Source organism: Tateyamaria sp. (genome assembly GCF_039945315.1).
Lineage (GTDB): Bacteria > Pseudomonadota > Alphaproteobacteria > Rhodobacterales > Rhodobacteraceae > Tateyamaria.
The window spans coordinates 28,096-47,088 of sequence record NZ_JBDUXB010000026.1 but is presented as its reverse complement, the minus strand read 5'-3'; the positions used below and the strand labels follow the sequence as shown (position 1 = coordinate 47,088).

General features: G+C 57.0%; 20 protein-coding genes. 5 read left to right on the top strand and 15 right to left on the bottom strand.

Annotation, left to right across the window (positions count from 1 at the left end):
- Window positions 1–10: 10 nt before the first annotated feature.
- Window positions 11–523, top strand: coding sequence for a GNAT family N-acetyltransferase (locus tag ABJD00_RS06915; protein ID WP_413831362.1), 513 nt, complete (start codon window positions 11–13; stop codon window positions 521–523).
- Here the strand turns inward: ABJD00_RS06915 and ABJD00_RS06910 are convergent.
- Entirely contained in the window at window positions 511–1,557 is a 1,047-nt protein-coding gene (locus tag ABJD00_RS06910; RefSeq protein ID WP_413831360.1) for an NAD(P)/FAD-dependent oxidoreductase, read from the bottom strand. The genes ABJD00_RS06915 and ABJD00_RS06910 overlap by 13 nt on opposite strands.
- 40 nt (window positions 1,558–1,597) lie before the next feature.
- On the opposite strand from ABJD00_RS06910, the gene ABJD00_RS06905 reads away from it, so the two are divergent.
- Entirely contained in the window at window positions 1,598–2,014 is a 417-nt protein-coding gene (locus ABJD00_RS06905) for a cupin domain-containing protein (RefSeq protein WP_413831579.1), read from the top strand.
- A gap of 137 nt (window positions 2,015–2,151) precedes the next feature.
- Here the strand turns inward: ABJD00_RS06905 and ABJD00_RS06900 are convergent, their stop codons facing one another.
- Window positions 2,152–3,276, bottom strand: coding sequence for an anhydro-N-acetylmuramic acid kinase (locus tag ABJD00_RS06900; RefSeq protein WP_413831358.1), 1,125 nt, complete (start codon window positions 3,274–3,276; stop codon window positions 2,152–2,154).
- Window positions 3,277–3,368: 92 nt separating this feature from the next.
- Between ABJD00_RS06900 and tyrS the strand changes: the two genes are divergently transcribed.
- Window positions 3,369–4,610, top strand: coding sequence for a tyrosine--tRNA ligase (gene tyrS / locus ABJD00_RS06895; protein WP_413831356.1), 1,242 nt, complete (start codon window positions 3,369–3,371; stop codon window positions 4,608–4,610).
- Between the two features lie 74 nt (window positions 4,611–4,684).
- Here tyrS and lpxB read toward each other — a convergent pair whose 3' ends face one another.
- From lpxB to pyrH, 13 genes are all read right to left on the bottom strand, one after another.
- Window positions 4,685–5,848, bottom strand: a complete 1,164-nt coding sequence (gene lpxB, locus ABJD00_RS06890) for a lipid-A-disaccharide synthase (protein ID WP_413831354.1) — start codon at window positions 5,846–5,848, stop codon at window positions 4,685–4,687.
- The gene (locus ABJD00_RS06885) at window positions 5,836–6,723 is read right to left on the bottom strand and encodes an LpxI family protein (protein WP_413831352.1); all 888 of its coding nucleotides are present in this window, start codon (window positions 6,721–6,723) and stop codon (window positions 5,836–5,838) included. Before ABJD00_RS06885 ends, lpxB begins: the two co-directional genes overlap by 13 nt.
- On the bottom strand, window positions 6,723–7,505 hold the full coding sequence (gene lpxA / locus ABJD00_RS06880; RefSeq protein WP_413831577.1) for an acyl-ACP--UDP-N-acetylglucosamine O-acyltransferase: 783 nt from the start codon (window positions 7,503–7,505) through the stop codon (window positions 6,723–6,725). The genes ABJD00_RS06885 and lpxA overlap by 1 nt, the downstream gene beginning before the upstream one ends.
- A 2-nt stretch (window positions 7,506–7,507) precedes the next feature.
- On the bottom strand, window positions 7,508–7,972 hold the full coding sequence (fabZ, locus tag ABJD00_RS06875; RefSeq protein ID WP_413831350.1) for a 3-hydroxyacyl-ACP dehydratase FabZ: 465 nt from the start codon (window positions 7,970–7,972) through the stop codon (window positions 7,508–7,510).
- Between the two features lie 73 nt (window positions 7,973–8,045).
- Entirely contained in the window at window positions 8,046–8,561 is a 516-nt protein-coding gene (locus ABJD00_RS06870) for an OmpH family outer membrane protein (RefSeq protein ID WP_413831348.1), read from the bottom strand.
- Between the two features lie 30 nt (window positions 8,562–8,591).
- On the bottom strand, window positions 8,592–10,931 hold the full coding sequence (gene bamA / locus ABJD00_RS06865) for an outer membrane protein assembly factor BamA (protein WP_413831346.1): 2,340 nt from the start codon (window positions 10,929–10,931) through the stop codon (window positions 8,592–8,594).
- Window positions 10,932–11,070: 139 nt separating this feature from the next.
- Window positions 11,071–11,196, bottom strand: a complete 126-nt coding sequence (locus ABJD00_RS06860) for a hypothetical protein (RefSeq protein ID WP_413831344.1) — start codon at window positions 11,194–11,196, stop codon at window positions 11,071–11,073.
- Between the two features lie 97 nt (window positions 11,197–11,293).
- A complete protein-coding gene (gene rseP, locus ABJD00_RS06855; RefSeq protein ID WP_413831342.1) occupies window positions 11,294–12,643 on the bottom strand; it encodes an RIP metalloprotease RseP in 1,350 nt (449 codons plus the stop codon).
- Between the two features lie 4 nt (window positions 12,644–12,647).
- Entirely contained in the window at window positions 12,648–13,829 is a 1,182-nt protein-coding gene (gene dxr, locus ABJD00_RS06850) for a 1-deoxy-D-xylulose-5-phosphate reductoisomerase (RefSeq protein ID WP_413831575.1), read from the bottom strand.
- The gene (locus ABJD00_RS06845; protein ID WP_413831340.1) at window positions 13,814–14,599 is read right to left on the bottom strand and encodes a phosphatidate cytidylyltransferase; all 786 of its coding nucleotides are present in this window, start codon (window positions 14,597–14,599) and stop codon (window positions 13,814–13,816) included. Before ABJD00_RS06845 ends, dxr begins: the two co-directional genes overlap by 16 nt.
- A complete protein-coding gene (gene uppS / locus ABJD00_RS06840; protein ID WP_413831338.1) occupies window positions 14,596–15,282 on the bottom strand; it encodes a polyprenyl diphosphate synthase in 687 nt (228 codons plus the stop codon). Before uppS ends, ABJD00_RS06845 begins: the two co-directional genes overlap by 4 nt.
- Window positions 15,283–15,462: 180 nt before the next feature.
- Window positions 15,463–16,026: a ribosome recycling factor gene (gene frr / locus ABJD00_RS06835; protein ID WP_413831336.1), complete on the bottom strand. Its 564-nt coding sequence runs from the start codon at window positions 16,024–16,026 to the stop codon at window positions 15,463–15,465.
- Between the two features lie 147 nt (window positions 16,027–16,173).
- Window positions 16,174–16,905, bottom strand: coding sequence for a UMP kinase (pyrH, locus tag ABJD00_RS06830; protein WP_413831334.1), 732 nt, complete (start codon window positions 16,903–16,905; stop codon window positions 16,174–16,176).
- A 72-nt stretch (window positions 16,906–16,977) separates the two neighbouring features.
- On the opposite strand from pyrH, the gene miaA reads away from it, so the two are divergent.
- Both miaA and ABJD00_RS06820 read left to right on the top strand, forming a co-directional pair.
- Window positions 16,978–17,859, top strand: a complete 882-nt coding sequence (gene miaA, locus ABJD00_RS06825; RefSeq protein WP_413831332.1) for a tRNA (adenosine(37)-N6)-dimethylallyltransferase MiaA — start codon at window positions 16,978–16,980, stop codon at window positions 17,857–17,859.
- Window positions 17,860–17,935: 76 nt separating this feature from the next.
- Window positions 17,936–18,727 (top strand): AraC family transcriptional regulator, encoded by a 792-nt coding sequence (locus ABJD00_RS06820; protein ID WP_413831330.1) that lies wholly within the window; start codon window positions 17,936–17,938, stop codon window positions 18,725–18,727.
- The last annotated feature ends 266 nt before the right edge of the window (window positions 18,728–18,993 follow it).

Sequence of the window (18,993 nt, the reverse complement as noted above, 5' to 3'; positions counted from 1 at the left end):
CGCCCGGTCGGTGACTGATCTTACCATAAGCAGCGCGACATTAGCGGATAATGCTGATGTCGCGCGATTGTGCTGGGCCTATCGGGATCTGTTGCTTGAGCGGTCGCATGCCTTTCCTCACGTCCTCGCTTCATATCTTGATCAACCCACTTACCGTGACTTGATCCAAGACCTACCGCGCATCCATGCACGCCCCACTGGCGACATCCTGTTGGCGTCTGTTGGAAACGAAGTCGTCGGGTGCGCGATGTATTACCCTCTTGCCACACCCGGCGTGACGGAAATCAAACGCGTTTACGTTGATACGAAAATCCGTGGCAGTGGCGCCGGGCGCACGCTTGTGGAGGCGACCATCGCGGCGGCGCGCAAAGATGGATATTCACGCATGGTGTTGGACACCATAACGCCGCTGACCCAAGCAATCGCGCTCTATGTTCGGATGGGGTTCGCCCCTTGTGAGCCGTTCTACGAGGTTGATCCGACCCATGCCCGATATCTTAGGTTTTACGACTACCCGCTTTGAAATCGGTCCGGGGCAAATGGCGCAGCCAATGCGCTCTGTGCATTACTCAGCGTCGCATTCATGACTTGTGGGGCCAACAGTTCAGCAGTGATTGCCGCTAGCGTCACCCCCGAATGCATCACGGCCGCAAACAGACCCGCGGGCCCGCAGGCCCCTATGACCGGTAATCCGTCTTGCGGCACAGGACGCGCGGCCAACATCACGCGGTCCCTAACCAGCGGGTGATCGGGCAGCATGGATTGAAGCCGGACCAATGCCGCATCCGCGAGTAAGTCAGGACGCGTTGTAATTTCTTCGGTATTGTCGCTTTGGTGGTTGGCGGCAGTGGGTGCCCAGATATGGCCCTGCGCGTCCTGCCGCACTTCCTGCCCCGGCGTGACAAGGATGTGCTGCATCAGTGGGCGAACAGGCGCTGTGCGCAGCATCAGACCGGGACGCTCCAGCATCGGCAAGTTCACACCCACTGTGCTCAAAATCGACGGACTGCCAGTCCCGGCGGCCACGACGACCCGGTCGGCTGGGATCAGACCCTGAGCCGTTTCGACGCCAGTGACGGTATCCCCGGACGTTGCGATGCCTTTCACATGCACGCCAGTGATCCGACGTACACCCGACAACAACGCTTCGACCACTTGGGCGGGCGCGGCCACCCCTTCCTGCGCAAAACGCAATGCACGTTCGGGTGTTTGGATGTTTGGTTCGAGTGCAGCAAACCCTTGTGCGTCGACCTCCTCAACATCGTAACCCATCGTGGCAAGCCTATCCCGTTGGGCGTCAAAGGCGTCCCCCGTCTCTTCCCAGCAAAGACACCCTGACCACGTGACATGCCCGCCCAATCGCTTCCACGCATCAAGGCCAGCCGCGCGCAAGACAAAGTGGTCGTCGTTCAGATAGAAGCTGGCGTTGATCCACCCAAATGAGGCCGGCGTTGCCCCTGGTCCGCCCTCGATCACCGTAACGCGCGCCCCAGCTTGGCCCAATCGATGCGCAAGCGTTGCCCCGATGATGCCTCCGCCGATGATCACCACTTGCATGGCACTTGTCCTCCGTTTGCGCCCACCCTACCGTTGCCCCATGACGGCACAAGAGATCATCGACCACCTTGGCCTTTCGCCTCACCCGGAGGGCGGTCACTACCGCCAGACATGGGTAGGATCAGGCGAAGGGCGACCCTGCGGTACCTGCATCTACTTCCTGTTGGCCGAGGGCGAATCCAGCCACTGGCATAAGGTTGATGCAACCGAGATCTGGTTGTTCCATTCCGGCGCTCCTTTGGTTTTATCGCTCAGCGCTACCGATGAAGGCCCAGCGGTGGATCATATCCTGACCCCGGATCTGAGCGCGGGCGCACCGCAGATCATTGTGCCTGAAGGGCATTGGCAGGCGGCGCGCAGCACCGGGGCATATACTCTTGTCTCTTGCACAGTTTCGCCAGGTTTCCAGTTCGAAGGTTTCACGCTGGCTCCGCCCGGTTTCGATATACCGCAATGACCCATCAGACGGTCCTGTATGCCCTGACCTCTGAAACCAAGGCGGCGCTAACGGAAATGCGTGTGCTTTAGATCAACGCGTTCTTGGTCGTCGGCGCACCTCAATTTCCCACCCGAAGGCACAGCGCCATACGAAGTTTACCGCAGGCTTCGCACGCGGTTTGGAGCGCTGAGCGTGCCGCCACCTACAGCCGCACGCACGCCGGTTGTCCCGGGACAGGACGTTGGCATTCCGCGCGCCACGCGGACCGCCAGATAGGCAAAGGCTTGCGCTTCGAGCATATCCCCATCAAGGCCAACCGCCTCAACCGGTTTCACAGGGCAATCAAGCGACACCTCAAGCATCTTCATCAAAACCGGGTTTTGACGCCCGCCACCGGTCACCAGAACGGATGTGGGCGGATTGGGGCAATGCTGCATCGCTTCGGCGACCCCTGCGGCGCACATAGCCGTCAGGGTGGCAGCGGCATCAGGATCACTCAGTTCTCGCACGAGCCCAACCATCTCGGCAAAGTCATTTCGATCCAAAGACTTGGGCGGCATACGGGCAAAGAACGGTTCTGCCAAAAACAACTCAAGCGCGCCTGCTTCAACGGTGCCACTGGAAGCCAGTGCACCGTCCTTGTCATAGGGCTGACCCATGCGCGTCAGCATAAGATCGTTGAGCGGTGCGTTGGCAGGTCCCGTGTCAAAGGCGAGCAGAGCGCCCGCCTCTTCGGGCGCACCACATGTCGGATCTACCCACGTGATATTACCCACACCGCCTAGGTTCAAAAAGGCGATTGGCGCCTCGGCGCCCATCCATTTAGCGCAGGCAAAGTGAAAGAACGGAGCAAGGGGTGCGCCCTCGCCGCCCAGTTCCACGTCTGCCGTGCGAAAATCCCAAACAACCGGAGTTTGAAGCGCTTCCGCCAGTGCAGCTCCGTCTCCGAGCTGCAACGTGCCCTGAAGGCGCGGAGCATGCGCGACCGTCTGACCATGAAAGCCGACCAGATCGATATCTTCAAAGTCGGACAACAGCCCGACATGCGCGGACATCACGACCTCTCGCGCCGGCACCAATGTCGGCCCAGCCCATTGGCCCAACGCGGCGCGCAAAACGTCCTGTTCGACCGCGTCATAAGTGCGGTAGCCGCTGGGTCCAAAGCCAGAAATGCTAACGCCGTCCGTCTCAAGAACCGCCGCATCCACGCCGTCAAGCGACGTCCCTGACATTGCCCCCAAGGCACGGATAACCGTCCCTTTGTCTTTGACCCTTTCCATGGCCTTTTCCTTTGCTCTCCTGCCCCTTATAGACAGCGCCACGCCCGCTGACGTGCTTGCAGAGTGGGCCAGCACCGCCGCAAGGACAAGCTATGACATACACGCCCCGATCCGATTTCCTGCACGTGATGCAATCGCGTGGGTTTCTGGCCGACTGCACTGACCTGCAGGGCCTTGATGAAACTCTGCTGAAAGGATCACACCCGGCCTATATCGGCTTTGATGCGACGGCCAAGTCGTTGCACGTGGGATCATTGATTCAAATAATGATGCTGCGCTGGTTCCAGAAGACGGGGCACAAGCCGATCACCCTGATGGGCGGTGGGACGACCAAGGTGGGCGATCCGTCTTTCCGTGCCGACGAACGCCCGCTACTGGGCCCCGAGCAGATCGACGCCAACATCGCAGGCATCAAGCAGGTTTTCTCTGCCTATATTGATTATGATGCAGGCGCGCAGATGCTCAACAATGCAGAGTGGCTGGACGACCTGAACTACCTCGATTTCCTGCGCGACATTGGGCGGCATTTTTCGATCAACCGGATGCTGAGCTTTGAAAGCGTCAAGTCCCGGCTGGACCGCGAACAATCCCTGTCCTTCCTCGAATTCAACTACATGATCCTGCAAGCCTATGATTTCATGGAGCTTCACCGCCGGTACGGCTGCATCCTGCAAATGGGCGGCAGCGATCAATGGGGCAACATTGTCAACGGCATCGACCTGACCCGCCGCGTGATCGAAGGCGAAGTGTTTGGCCTGACTTCCCCGCTGCTGACTACGTCGGACGGAAAAAAGATGGGCAAATCGCAGTCGGGCGCTGTCTGGCTGAATGCAGACATGCTGTCGCCTTACGAATTCTGGCAATTCTGGCGCAACACTACGGATGCGGATGTAGGACGGTTTCTGAAACTCTACACCGAGTTGCCCCTGGACGAGTGTGAGAAACTGGGCGCGCTTGAGGGGTCAGAGATCAACGAGGCCAAGGTGCGGCTTGCGACCGAAGTCACCAGCCTTTTGCACGGAGAACAAGCGGCGCAGGCGGCGGCAGACACTGCGCGCGATGTGTTCGAAAAGGGTGGCGTCGGGGACGATCTTCCAACGCTCACATTGAACACGGCGGAGGTCGGCGATGGTATTTCCATTGTGCAACTCATCGTCAAATCAGGCCTCGCTGGGTCCGGCAAAGAGGCCAAGCGCCTGATCTCGGAAGGTGGCGCCCGGTTGAACGACGCACCACTGAGCAACGCAGGCTTGATGATCGACGCAGAGGCGCTGACCTCACCCATCAAACTTTCTGCAGGCAAGAAGCGGCACGCCTTGGTGCAACTGGGCTAGCATTTTTGCCCCGCTTGGGCCTGAACTTGCGGGGCATTCAATTATATAATGCGCCTAAAGTGCGTTTTACTGGATCACAGTCGGTTCAGAACTGCGCGCGCCGCACGCACCCCTGGATCCTCGCCGCCGCGTCCCAATAAATCCATGGTCTTTTCCATGGCCTCGGCTTGAACAGATGGATCTGCCAGCAGCCCTTCCATCGCGGTGCGCACGTTGTCAGCCGTAAAGTCAAAGCCAATCAATTCGGGCACAACGCGGCTGTCCGTTACAAGGTTAACCAGACAGGTCGTATCAGTGATGAGCATGCGTGGGATGATGATGCGGCTGAACCAGTTGAGATCGAACGCGCTGACCATCGGTGTCTCGGCAGCAGCCAGTTCAAGCGCGACGGTGCCGGATGTGGCAAGAGCCACGTCGGCTGCCGCAAAGGCCGCGCGTTTGGTGGCCTGAGCGATTTCACTGTCCATTCCGCGAATATCGATGATATGCGCCGGGACTGGCCAATCCTTGACCAACGCCTGCACTGCGTCGGCAACGGCTGGGGCGGCGGGCACGATCATGCGCATGTTTGGATTGCTTTTCGCCAGCGCACCCAGCACCTCGCCAAAAACAGGGCCCATGCGTGCCACTTCACCCCGTCTCGATCCCGGCAAAACCAGAACCAGAGGGTCCGCATCGGCAAGCCCATGTGCCGAGCGAAAAGCCGCGCATTCATCAGCAGTTGCGCGAAGCGCATTCGCCGCCGGATGCCCGACAAAATCACAGGCCATGCCTTCGGCTTCCATATAGGGCGGCTCGAACGGGAACAGTGCCAGCACATGGTCGATCATCCGTGCCATTTTCTTGGCCCGCCCCGGGCGCCAGGCCCAAACCGTCGGGGCCACGTAATGCACGGTGCGGATGTCACTGCCTGCTTTGACCAGCTTGGCCACTCGCAGGCAAAAATCGGGGCTGTCGATGGTGATTAAAACATCAGGCTTTTGCTCAATCACGGCGTCTGCTGTCTCAGCAATCCTGCGCTTGAGATGAAAGTACTTAGGTAAGACCTCGGCGATACCCATAAGGCTAAGTTCAGACATATCAAACTGGCTGGTCATCCCTTGCGCTTCCATCAGCGGACCGCCGATCCCTGCAAAGTCCACCTCCGGATGCAATTGCTTAAGCCCCGCCATCAAAGCAGCCCCAAGCGCGTCCCCAGACGGCTCGCCTGCGATCAGAAAGACCGTTAGTGCACCCATAGAAACATCCCCGCCTGATCGAGGGTTCTGCGGACTTCAATCGGGTTCAGCACCATGACACCGCCCGCTTGGATAACTATCCCGTCGAGCCCGGCGCGCGCTGCATGGCGTACTGTGTTCGGTCCTATTGTAGGCAGATCAACCCGGAGATCCTGCCCCGGCTTGGGCGCTTTGAACAAAAATCCACCTTTGCGATTGGGTGCGTCGGGGCCAGACAGCCAGTCGGCCGCACTATCCAACGCTTCTCCGGCCAAACCGAGCATGGCTCCGAAAGGGTCATCTCCCAGATCGGCAGAGCCAGCGAGATCAGACAGCATAGCGTCAGTCCCCCGCGCATCTTCACGCGCAATCAATCGGCCATTCCGCACCACGCAGGCCTGTCCCAAATCAGCAGCACCTTGTGCCCCAGAAACGGCCTGCGCAACGGGCAAAGCAGTGGCCACGTCTGCGCCCGGTTGAACGACGCTGTGTACACCAGGCATTGGTAACAGGTCCGGAGCAAGATCATGAGCGGCCCGCACTGCAAACCCTGCTTTTTCGAACAGTCCCAGTACTGCACGCAGTGCGCTGTCCTCCCCGCCGGCGACGGCAGCCGCCAGAACCGGAACCATCGGCGCGGTGGCAGCGTCAATCTGTGTCGGGTCAATATCAGGGCGGTTGATAGCCCCGCAAAAGCAAACCTCAGTCACACCACGAGTGCGCAACTGGTCCAGCATGCTTCCCAGATGCTCAATACGAAAATGGATGTCTACTGCCAGTTTTTCAGGGTCGTGCCCGCGTAGCGCGCAGACCAATGGCGCTTCAACCTGAGCCTCTGCGACAGCGCTAGGAAGCCCTCCCCGGCCTACTATCAGCGCAAGGCTCGTCTTGGGCATCAGCGGGGCGTCAAGAACGACCGGTCACTGTCGCCCATAACGAATGCCACTATCTCACGCACATATTCGCTGTCAGTTTCCTTGCCGAGCCGTTCAGCGCGGTCATGAAACGTCCCCTCGCCCTGTGCCAGCATCTGAAATGCCGCGCGCAATGCGGTGATGTCGCCTCGGGCAACGCCACGCCGTTTCAGGCCAACAAGGTTCAAGCCATCCAAATCACCCCGTGGCGCCTGCACGAGACCATAAGGGATCACATCGTTCGTCACCATGGTTACAGCACCGATAATGGCTCCGCGCCCAATGCGGACAAATTGGTGAATGCCGGACAACCCGCCGATGATCACATCATCTTCAAGAACGCAGTGCCCGGCCACGGCGGCTGAATTGACCACAATCACCCGGTCCCCAATATGGGCGTCATGGGCGACATGGCACCCAGCCATGAACAGCCCATCGTCCCCGATCCGGGTTACACCACCGCCGCCTTTGGTGCCGCCATTCATGGTGACATGTTCGCGAATGCGGTTGCGTTTGCCGATGACCAGCCTGCTGGCCTCGCCCTTGAACTTGAGGTCCTGAGGCACTTCACCGATCACCGCAAATGAAAACACAGTTGTGCCTTCGCCAATCTCGGTGTGTCCCGTCACCACGACATGGCTCCTAAGCACTACTTCCGCAGCAACCACCACATTCGGACCGATCACACAAAACGGACCGATCTCAGCACTTGCATCAATTTGCGCGCCGTCTTCAATCACAGCGGAGGGGTGGATGCCCGGCATGCTCATGCGGCGGGCAGGTCCATCATCGCTGTGAATTCTGCTTCGCAGGCCATATCGCCCTCCACTTCCGCCACACCAGAAAACTTCCAGACTTTGCCGCCAAGCTTGCCGCGCGTCGTGTTCAATTTCAACTCCAGCACATCGCCTGGTACCACCATGCGGCGGAATTTGCATTTGTCGATGGCCATAAAATACACGAGCATATTCTTGTCTGCCATATCAAGGGCCGTTCCCACCATCACGGCGGCGGTTTGCGCCATCGCCTCGATAATTGTGACACCCGGCATGATCGGTTTGTCGGGGAAATGGCCCTGAAAATGGGGTTCGTTCATGGTGACGTTCTTGATGCCGGTTGCTGATTGATACCCTTCAATATCAACAACCTTGTCCACCAGCAGGAAGGGATATCGATGTGGCAGAATGCGTTGTATCAGTGCAATATCTGCGGTCTTTAACTCGATCGACATTTGGCAAGCGCCTTGTTCTGAGAACTGTTATGCATCCGTGCCTATCAAGGGCGACGAAAGGGGGCAAGCGCACCTAGTCGTCTGCACTTTCAGTGCCGTCCCCAAGCGCGGCATTGACACGCGAAATAGCTCTGTCGGTGATGTCGATTGCATTGGCGCTGATGAAGACGCTGCGCTGTTCAAGTACAATACCCGCCCCAGCCTCGAGCATGATTGCCTCAAGAATCGGCAGTGCGACTGTCAGGAACCTGTCCCGGTTGCTTTCGAGCTCAGAAGCAATGTCGCCATTCTTGGCCTCCCGCTCGCGCCGAATAGCCTGCACACGGGCATCGAAGGCGTCGGCCAGCGCGCGAAACTCTGCGGCCTCCATTTCAGAGCGTTGCTTTGTCAGCTCTGCTTCTTCCTGTTCCAGCTTTTCCTCAATTGTGCGGTTTTCTTCGGCCAGTCTGGCCGAATGCGCTTCGATCTCTTGAAGAACGCGTTGACCAAAAACGCTGTCACGATAGAGCCGTTCACTGTCAATGGTCAGGATCGGACTGCGCATACTCTGCGCAAATGAACTGTCCGCACCTGCAAGGGCGATCACCACACACAACCACCTTAGCCACTGTCCCATCCGTCAGAACGTGGTTGAAATGGTCAGGTCGAACGTCTGTTCTTCGTCGAAGTCTTCTTTCTTGAGCGCGTTAGAGAAATTCAGGCGCAACGGTCCAATCGCTGTGTCCCAAAAGATCGAGAATCCGATAACATGGCGGAACGAGCCGCTTTCACCAACGACGTTACCGCCAGTGAGATCCACGTCACTCAGGTCCCACAGGTTTCCTACATCGTAAAATAGGCCCCCACGGATACCCAATTCTTCAGGAAGACCAAGTGGGAATTCGACTTCTAAACTAGCAACAACAAACAGGTTGCCACCCAATGGGTCAGGATCTTCCGGGGCGCTCAAATCGCGTGGCCCAATGCCGCCCGGTTCAAAACCACGGAAAATCCGCGGGCCAACAGAAAACCGATCTACCGTGCGGTTGGTGCCTTCTTTCCATGACAATACCCCACCCTCAAGCGTGGCCCGCAAAATCACGTCTTTGTTGAACGCAAAGCGTTGGCCAATGATCTTAGCAGTGGTGCGTATGTATTCGGCATCACCTCCAAGTCCTGCAAAGTCCTGGCCAAATTCAAAGAGCCAACCCGCATCAGGGTCCAAACCGCCTTCTCGAGAATCAAAAACATAAGAATAGCCAATGGATGAGGCGACTTGAGTTCCTGCATCGATTTCCCTTTGAACAATCGGACCGTTTGTCACCGGGTTACGAACAAGCATTTCGTCTCTATCATATGTGTACCGCAGACTTAGACGGCCGCGTTCACTGACAGGAAAGGTTAGGCTCGGACGGAACAGAAGGTTTTCAGCGTCATAATTGGCAAAGCTCGAGTCGCTTGCGGAGTATCTAAGATTGAGGCCAAAGGCGACGTCACGGCCCAAAAAGGAAGGCTCGATGAATGTGAACCCGTATTGTTCGGATTCCTGCGCGGTCGAAAAGTTAAAGCCAAATGTCTGGCCGCGGCCTAGGAAGTTTCGTTCGGTAAAGGCCAGAACCAATCCAAATCCATCGTCGGCACCATACGAACCACCAAAATTCAACGATCCAGTAGGTTGTTCTTCAACGTCAACATCAATGACAACTTGATCAGGCCTTGAACCTTCGCGCGCATCGACGTTTGAGGCGGCAAAGAAATCCAACGCGCGAATACGTTCGGCTGAGTCTCTGATTTCGCGCGGATTGAAGGGGTCCCCTTCCGCAATCTTGAATTGGCGCCGGATCACACGGTCCAGCGTGGTTGTGTTGCCTTCAATATCGATCCGCTCGACAAACACCCGTGGCCCTCGCGTCAGGATCAATTCCACATCGAGCGTGAGGTCGCGATCATTTCGGGTGACACGCGGTTCCACGCGCAGGAAATCGACCCCGTCTCGCTGCCCCTGACGTTCTAAGCGCGAAATCTCGTCGTCCACTAACGTCGGCGAATAGGTCACGCCATGCTTGGCTTTCACCAAGGACTGATATTTTGCTACGTCGACCTCCGGCAGATCGCTGGAAACTATGACGTTTCCGAAGCTGAATTGCTGTCCCTCTTGAATGTTGAACACAAGAAAGAATCCGTCACGCTCTTCGGTCAACTGTGCGTTTGTTCCAAGAGTGCGGAAATCAACATAACCACGGGAAAAGTAGAAATCCCGCAGAACTTGTTTATCAAACTCGACCCGGTCCTCGACCAACGTGTCTGATTGAATCAGGGCGCGAAAGATACCCGCCTGCTTTGATTCAACGACTCGGCGCAGGCGGCGATCCGAATAAACTCGATTGCCGACAAAGCTGATCCGTTCAATCTCGACCACATCGCCTTCAAAAATTTCGAACACAAGATCGACGCGGTTGTCCTGACGTCTGATGATCCGGGGGGTGACCCGTGCCGCGATACGGCCCGCAACTGTATAAGCCTCGGCGATCGCGCTTGCGTCCCGTTCAACCTGCGCCGGATTCAGAACGCGTCTTTCCTGGCTTTGGATGACGGCACCCAAGGCGTCATCACCCACACGTCGGTTTCCTTCCAACGAAATTCGGTTGATCGTGGGCAATTCTACGACGGTGATACGCAGGGTTGAGCCCTGTGGAACAACACTGACGGTCTCGAACAAACCACTGGTCTGCAGGTTCTGTAGAGCATCATTGACCTGTCCCGCCGTGACTGTCTGGCCAGGGGCGATTCCTGCCTGTGTCAGAATGGCAGCGTCCCCAATCCGGGTATTGCCCTCAACAACCACTTGGTTAAATTTAAAATTCTGCGCCGAAGCTGGCGCCGAAAACCCGGTCCAACCCACTGAAACCAGTGCAATAATCAAAAGCGCTCGAAAGACGCGTCTCAGGCTGCTTTCAGCCGTTGTTTTCACGCCGCTCATCCCCAGTCCCATGGTGTTCCCCACGTGTTCAGACATTCAGTGAGAATGTGAGTAACGGCAATGCGTTGGGTTGTCAAAACCACAAAACCCGCGACATTGCGCGGGCTGGCCTACTACATCTGTGGATAAGTCAATGAATTCAGAGACTGCCGAGCCAAGCGCCAGCAGCCAATGCAGTGGCCAATGTGGCGACATAAAGTACGCGATCCCAGTTCAGCGTCATGATCAGGCTCAGGCCGCGATATCCACTTTGAATAGTTTGCATGGGTCCATCCTTTTCTTAGATAGACACCTACCAGTCGATTGCGGCGCGAAATTGGACCAAATGTGGCAGAATGTGGGCGGCTGGCCAAATCCGCGCGTTATGGACAGAACAGGTCGTTACCAAGCGCAAACACCATGAGCGACAACACCAGCGCCAGCCCGACTGCCATCAGCACACGCAATGCACCATCGCTGGGCGGTTTTCCGGTCACAGCCTCATAGGCGTAAAAAACGAGGTGTCCCCCATCGAGTGCCGGGATCGGGAAAAGGTTCAGAAGACCAACGGCGGTTGAGAGTACTGCAATAAACCAGATAAAGCTTTCGAGCCCCTGACTGGCCATGGTGCCAGACACTTGTGCAATGCCAATTGGGCCTGACAGATTGCAAGTGCTGATCGCACCCGTAATCATATAACCAAGTCCGGAAACCGAACCTGAGATGATCCGCCATGTTTGTGCAACACCACCGGTGATTGCCTCGCCCACACCGGGGGCTTCGGTGGCAGGTTCAAAAGCGTTGCCACTTGCGATTCCGATGCGCCATTGAGTGGCAAACCCGCCCTGGGGCTGAGGTTCATCCACGCGCTTTGGCGTCAGTACTTTTTCACTGAGTGTTCCATCGCGCCAAACGGTCAGATTGAGGCTGCGGCCCTCTGACCCTTCGACCGCCTCTTTGATCTGTCCAAACGCAAAGATGGGGTTTCCGTCAACAGCCGTTATCACGTCTCCACGTTCAAGATCAGCAGCCACTGCCGCGCTCTGAGGGCTGACACTGCTGACCAATGGGGGGCGAAGATATGGACCAGTAACCACGCGCTCGGATCCCTCCCGCTCAATCGTGTATTCCAGTTGGGGTTTTTGCGGCAGGTCGCTCATAAAGTCGCCGTAAGCTGCGTCGTTGATGCTGGGCACGGTCGTACCTTCGATGGCCAAAACCACATCGCCGGATTGCAATTCCTGCACTTCGGCCGGTAGCGGTTGCAATTCGCCGACCGTCAGCGGATCGCGGATCACGCCGTTGGAATAGCCAACGATGGCGAACACCATAATGGAGAGGGCAAAGTTGAAAACGGGGCCCGCAGCGACCGTTGCTGCCCGTGCCCACAACGGGGCACCATGCATTGTGCGGCGCAAGGCGACCGGATTAGCCTGAGCCTCTTCCATCGCGGCCTCATCTTTGCCCGACGCTGCGTTGGCGTCCCCTGCAAACTTGACGTAGCCACCAAAAGGAAGGGCTGCAATCTGCCAGCGGGTGCCGCGTTTATCCATCCGACTCCAAAGCACTGGCCCAAATCCGATGGAAAACACATCCGCCTGAATGCCGGACCATCGTCCAACGATGTAATGGCCGTATTCATGGATCGCGACGATCACGCTGAGTGCGAGCACGAAAAAGAAAAGAGTCCATGCCGTGCCACCAAAGGCGGAAAAAAGGGCCGAAATATCCAAGGTGTTATCCTGCTTTTTGCTCGATGATGTTTTTCGCGGCTTGTCTGGCCATGTGGTCCGCCGCCAGCACGTTATCAAGGGTCATTTGGGCATCAATATGGCTTGGGTCAGACGCGTTCAGTACTTCGTCGACGATCTCAGCCATGTGCGTAAAGCCTAAGTTGCCATCGATGAAACCGTCCAGTGCCATTTCTTTTGCTGCGTTGAACACTGCGCCCGCCAACCCGCCCCGCTCCATCACTTCGCGTGCCAATCGCAGCGCTGGCCAGCGTATCTCATCCGGGGCACGGAAAGTAAGCGCACCAATGGCCGCCAGATCAAGCCGTTCGACCGGCAAAGTGCGCCGCGTGGGCCAATTGAGGGCATAACCGATAGCATGGCGCATATCAGGCGGCCCAACATGTGCCATGAGTGCACCGTCATTGAACCCCACCATCGCGTGTATCATGGATTCAGGGTGTACAAGGACCTCAATTTTCTTTGGCGAAACCTCAAAATACTCACGTGTTTCAATGAGTTCCAAAGCTTTATTAAACATAGACGCCGAATCGATGGTAATCCGCTGCCCCATATCCCAGTTTGGATGACTAGAGGCTTGTGCCAGTGTCGCCTGTGCCAGTTCTTCCAGCGGCCAGTCACGAAAGGCGCCCCCGCTTGCCGTGATAATGATCCGCTCAACCGCGTCCATATCCTCGCCCGCTAAGGCCTGAAAAACGGCTGAGTGCTCGCTGTCAACAGGCAACAATCGTGCGCCATGCTGTTTGGCCATAGACAGCATCAAAGACCCCGCGCAAACAAGGGACTCTTTGTTGGCAAGCGCGAGAGTGGCCCCCTGTTCCAACGCGCAAATGCCTGGTTGGAGGCCAGCCGCACCGACAATAGCCGACATCACCCAATCGGTTGGCCGTTGTGCAGCCTCTATCAAGGCATCTTGTCCCGCAGCGGCCTCAACCCCGGATCCGGACAAGGCAGCACGTAATTCATCCAACCTCATTGGATCGGCCGTTACGGCCAAATCTGCCTTCAGCTGTTTTGCATCCCATGCCAGTTGGTAGATATTGGATGATCCTGTCAGCGCAACCACGTCATAGACGTCACGATCGCGCGCGATCAGATCAATCGTGTTTTGCCCAATCGAGCCCGTAGCTCCGAAAATCGACACCCGCCGTGTCACTGCACCACCCAGGGGAAGCCAAAGACCAGTTCGATCAAAAGGAATCCAACCGAGGCCCCCAGCATCCCATCAAAACGGTCAAGCACGCCGCCATGGCCCGGGATCAATGCTGAACTGTCCTTAACCCCCATTTTGCGCTTTATCGCGCTTTCGGCGATGTCGCCCATTTGGCTGGCAAAGGACAACAGTATGGAGGCCAGAAAGACCGCACTCCACATGCCTGAGTTTAAGCCAAAAATCGCGCCAACTGCGCCGGCCCCAATCCATCCTGCTGCGGTGCCGGACCATGTCTTCTTGGGACTTACACGAGGCCAGAATTTGGGTCCTCCCAGCATACGACCCGCGAAGTACCCAGCGACATCGGTTACAACCACAATCAGAACCAGCCAGACAAGCCAGGTAAAGCCCAAATCATCACGCACGTGCACCATTCCAAAGCTCGCGGCGAGAACCATCACGGTGAAACAGCCAAAGAGTACGCGATATCGCTGCAACTGCGAGGCACCGACAAAAGCCGGAGCGATCAACAATGGCGCGGCGAATGCCAGCGGCAGGTACATGGCCAGCAGCACAGCAAGACCGGCCACCCCGCCTAGCTGGATCGCAAGGCCCGGGGTCTCGGGTGCCAGCATCCGTGTCAATTCCCAGACCATCAAACCGCAAACGAGACCAACGACAATATGAAAGACATCGCCTCCCATCCAGATCGCCCAGATCCCAACCACAACCATGAGCGCGCCCGACCCAAGGCGCACGGCAAGGTCGGACCAACGTTCGCTCACGTGCCCACACCACCAAAACGGCGCGCACGTCCGCCATAGCTGGCACAAAGCGCCGTAAACTCTTCGCGCCCGAAATCGGGCCAGAGTGTGTCGATGAATTCGTATTCTGAATAAGCGGACTGCCAGAGTAGAAAGTTCGAAATCCGTGCTTCTCCGCTGGTGCGTATCACCAGATCAGGATCCGGCAAAACATAAGTATCTAAATACTTTGGCAGAGTTTCCTCGTCTACATTTTTGGGTAGCAACTTGCCATCAGCTACGTCCTGGGCGAGCCGTTTGGTGGCACGTGCCACTTCATCACGCCCACCGTAGTTGAGCGCAATGGTAAGGTTCACGACCGTGTTGCCCGCCGTCAATTCTTCAAGTTCGTTCATCAACTCGATCAGCTTGTCGTCCAAACGAACGCGATCGCCGATAAATCGAACGCGAACTCCAAAATGGGTCAGAGATTTGGCCTCTTTGATGATGTAGCGGCGGAACAGGTTCATGAGGCCTGCAACCTCAACCTGAGTTCGCTTCCAGTTCTCTGTCGAGAAGGCGAAGATTGTCAGGTATTTCACGCCGATGTCGGGGCAGGTTTCGACCACTTCACGCACGCGCCGCGCACCCGCGTGGTGCCCGAACAAACGAGGCCGTCCGCGCTGTGTCGCCCAGCGGCCGTTGCCGTCCATAATGATGGCCACGTGACGCGGGCCTTTATGCGGGGTGTGTTTAATGTCTGAATCCTGATCGTTCGGAATTGAAACGTCGCGCTAATATCATCCGGCAATGCCCTTCTTGCTAATATTCCGAGGCGTCTATTCGAAGCTGCGCTCTTTTTTGGGGCCGGAATGGCTCAAACGACCAATTCCGACGCTGCCCAATTAAACTTGCATGATCTCAGCTTGCTTGGTTTCAAGAGCTTCGTCCACGTTCTTGATGTACTTGTCTGTCATGTCCTGCACTTCGGATTCCCAAAGTTTTTGATCATCTTCGGACATCCCGTCGGCTTTGCCCTTCTTGATCTGATCCATTCCGTCACGACGCACGTTGCGCACCGACACACGGGCGTTTTCGGCGTAAGAACCGGCCACCTTGCTCAATTCGCGGCGCCGTTCCTCGTTCAGTTCGGGAATGGGCAGCATGATGATGGTACCATTAAGCTGCGGGTTAATGCCAAGACCGCTTTCGCGAATTGCCTTTTCGACTTTTCCAACAAGGCCCTTGTCCCAGACATTGATGGTGACCATCCGAGGCTCGGGAACGTTGACTGTGCCGACTTGGTTGATCGGTGTCATCGACCCGTAGGCGTCCACCATAACCGGTTCCAGCATTGAGGATGACGCACGACCTGTGCGCAACGAGGCAAATTCGGTTTTGAGATTGGCCATGGCACCGTCCATACGGCGTTCAAGGTCATCGGTGTCCAGCATAAAGTCGTCTGACATGGGTCTCATCCTGTGGTCTTGCTGTGGTCTGTGCCACCTTCGATGGCATTGGTATAGATCAAGGATGCGCCAAAAGGCCAGCGGGCTTTCATCTCAGATCATTGTATTACCAGAACGCTCATAAGGTCTCTTGATCCCGCGGCTGTGTCAGTCCCTGACCACTGTATAGGTACCCTCGCCAGCAAGAATGCTTTTGAACCCCCCGGGTGTATCGAGAGGAAAGACAAACAAGGGCAAGTTGTTGTCGCGGGCAAGAGCAATGGCGCTGGCATCCATCACGCCAAGGCGCTTTTGCAAGACCTCGTCATAGGAAACGGTGTCATAACGTACTGCATCCGAATGAGTTCTGGGGTCTTTGTCATAGACACCATCCACACCGTTCTTGCCCATAAATATAGCCTCGCACGACATTTCGTTGGCCCGCAAGGTCGCGGCGGTGTCGGTGGTAAAGTATGGGTTCCCAGTTCCCGCGGCAAAGATACAGACCCGTTTTTTCTCCAAGTGGCGCACGGCACGGCGACGGATATAGGGTTCAGCCACTTCGTTCATTGTGATGGCTGAAATGACCCGCGTGAAAACACCAATCCCTTCGAGTGCGGATTGCATAGCAAGCGCATTCATGACCGTGGCGAGCATGCCCATGTAGTCGGCCGTTGTACGCTCCATCCCTTGTGCGGACCCTTGCAGGCCTCGGAATACGTTGCCGCCCCCGATCACCATGCAGATTTCCACGCCCATGTCGTGGACAGCCTTTACTTCTTTTGCGACCCGTTCGACTGTGGGTGGGTGCAAACCAAAGCCCTGATCCCCCATCAGCGCCTCGCCTGAGATTTTCAACATTACTCGTTTGAATGTGGCTTTGGTGTCGGTGTCGGTCATGGCGCGCCCCTGCTCTTTCAATTGCAGGGCAACCTGTCCTAAAACAGGCGCGGTTTCAATGGATGACACAGCATGATCCGCGACCTCATTTCGACCCTGCCCGCCCATTTGCCGGTTTTGATCGCGGGACCGACGGCGTCAGGCAAATCTGCGTTGGCGCTTGCCATTGCTGAGGCACAGGGCGGTGTGATCGTAAATGCCGATGCCAGTCAGGTATACGACTGTTGGCGGGTGATCTCGGCCCGCCCGTCACTGGAAGAAGAGGCGCGCGCACCCCATGCCCTTTACGGGCACTTACCTTATGATGCGCCCTACTCTGCCGGTCACTGGCTGCGCGAGGTTTTGCCGATCTTGCAGGACCAGCGCCCGATCATCGTCGGGGGAACGGGTTTGTATTTCACCGCACTCACCGAAGGTTTGGCCCCTATACCAGAAACTCCTCGACAGATTCGGTGGGAAGCGGATGGAATGGACCTTGCCGCTATGGTCGCTGGGCTAGACGACGAAACAGTGCGGCGCATCGACATGGCCAACCGCGCACGGGTCCAGCGCGCGTGGGAAGTCCAGCAAGCGACAGGCCGTTCTCTAGCAGACTGGCAAGACGATACCGCACCTCCGGTTTTGGCGCAGGATGCGTTTTCCGGGATCGTGCTCGACAGCCCGAAAGAATGGTTGAACCCACGCATTGAAACCCGATTTGACCAAATGCTGCACGGTGGCGCGTTGGACGAGGCGCGCGCCATGCAAGACCGGTTCGATCCCGTCTTGCCTTCGTGTCGCGCCATCGGTGTGAACGAAGCCTTGGGCGTTCTGAACGGATCGTTTAACCATGAACAGGCGGTCACCTCTGCCACAATCGCCACCCGACAATACGCCAAACGTCAGCGCACATGGTTTCGCGCTCGGATGAACGACTGGCAGTGGGTTGTGGCACCCAGTCTTACACGCGCTTGACAATAATCGTCCTTAATGGACAGGTCATACACAACATCGCCTGTTTGGGCTTCTTTTTTCGAACATAGAGGCAGGTATGTCCCTTCCGCCCATCCGGGTCCTTACACTATCGAAACTGACTGGCACCAAAGATTGGCGGCTGTCACTCGCCCATGACCGTGATGTGCACTTGCTGATCTGGGTCACGCGGGGACAGGGGCGTATGTTGCTGAATGGGACGCGGCGCGGTGTGGGAACGCATAATGCAATTCTGGTGCCTGCCGGCACGCTCTTTTCGCTTGAACTGGGACGACAGGGCATGGGGCTTGCCGCCCAAATCCCTGCCGGCACCCAAGTGCGGTTGCCCGAGGGGCCGCGCCAATTGCGCGTGCGCGACGCCCCATCAATTGGCGAACTCACCAGCCTGTTTGAGACCGCACAAAGAGAAGACTCAAGCGGTCGGGAGTTGTCGCAAGACGCTCTGGACGCCCATATTGCACTTATGTCCGTCTGGCTACGCCGCCAGATTGCGCGACCCGAACACTTGCCCACACCGATGAACGCGGCCGCACGGCTGAGTGCACGGTTTTGCCAGCGTGTCACACAATTTCATGCGACAGGGATCAGCATGGCCGAGCATGCCGAGGCACTGAACGTAACCCCGACGCATCTGACCCGCGCCTGCAAAGCAGCGACGGGACGCACAGCGGCTGATCTTTTGACCGAGCGCGTGCTTTACGCCGCGCGCATCGCACTCAGTGAAACCGATGTCGCCATTCAGGACATCGCGCGGCATCTGGGATTCGGATCGGCTGCATACTTCACCCGGTTCATACAGGCGCACACCTCAAAAACGCCCACCGTGTTGCGCAAATCCGCGTCCCGTTGAAATACCCCAACCATGTCCGATTTGCGCGCCTCAGTTGAGTGATGTCGCAAACGGAATGGTTTTATGTCGCAAAAGTTCACTAATTCCTCGACGCGCCCCGTTGACGTAGGCCCGGTTCTGTTGCCTCATGCGTGCAGGGAACACAAAAAACGCACCCGCCGTACAGGGGATCGATCCGCAGAGCGCAACTAAACAGGCCGCGGCTCGCAGAAAAACCATCGGACGGGTGCAGGGGAAAAATCGACGAAAATACCTCACGCAAAATG

Excerpts from the sequence above, each read along its gene's own strand:
- ABJD00_RS06885 (WP_413831352.1), bottom strand. The coding sequence starts at position 6,723 with ATGCCCAAGACGAGCCTTGCGCTGATAGTAGGCCGGGGAGGGCTTCCT.
- bamA (WP_413831346.1), bottom strand. The coding sequence starts at position 10,931 with ATGAGCGGCGTGAAAACAACGGCTGAAAGCAGCCTGAGACGCGTCTTT.
- ABJD00_RS06910 (WP_413831360.1), bottom strand. The coding sequence starts at position 1,557 with ATGCAAGTGGTGATCATCGGCGGAGGCATCATCGGGGCAACGCTTGCG.
- ABJD00_RS06905 (WP_413831579.1), top strand. The coding sequence starts at position 1,598 with ATGACGGCACAAGAGATCATCGACCACCTTGGCCTTTCGCCTCACCCG.
- tyrS (WP_413831356.1), top strand. The coding sequence starts at position 3,369 with ATGACATACACGCCCCGATCCGATTTCCTGCACGTGATGCAATCGCGT.
- miaA (WP_413831332.1), top strand. The coding sequence starts at position 16,978 with ATGATCCGCGACCTCATTTCGACCCTGCCCGCCCATTTGCCGGTTTTG.
- ABJD00_RS06900 (WP_413831358.1), bottom strand. The coding sequence starts at position 3,276 with ATGGAAAGGGTCAAAGACAAAGGGACGGTTATCCGTGCCTTGGGGGCA.
- frr (WP_413831336.1), bottom strand. The coding sequence starts at position 16,026 with ATGTCAGACGACTTTATGCTGGACACCGATGACCTTGAACGCCGTATG.
- ABJD00_RS06860 (WP_413831344.1), bottom strand. The coding sequence starts at position 11,196 with ATGCAAACTATTCAAAGTGGATATCGCGGCCTGAGCCTGATCATGACG.
- fabZ (WP_413831350.1), bottom strand. The coding sequence starts at position 7,972 with ATGTCGATCGAGTTAAAGACCGCAGATATTGCACTGATACAACGCATT.
- lpxB (WP_413831354.1), bottom strand. The coding sequence starts at position 5,848 with ATGGGTGCACTAACGGTCTTTCTGATCGCAGGCGAGCCGTCTGGGGAC.
- ABJD00_RS06820 (WP_413831330.1), top strand. The coding sequence starts at position 17,936 with ATGTCCCTTCCGCCCATCCGGGTCCTTACACTATCGAAACTGACTGGC.
- lpxA (WP_413831577.1), bottom strand. The coding sequence starts at position 7,505 with ATGCCGGGCATCCACCCCTCCGCTGTGATTGAAGACGGCGCGCAAATT.
- pyrH (WP_413831334.1), bottom strand. The coding sequence starts at position 16,905 with ATGACCGACACCGACACCAAAGCCACATTCAAACGAGTAATGTTGAAA.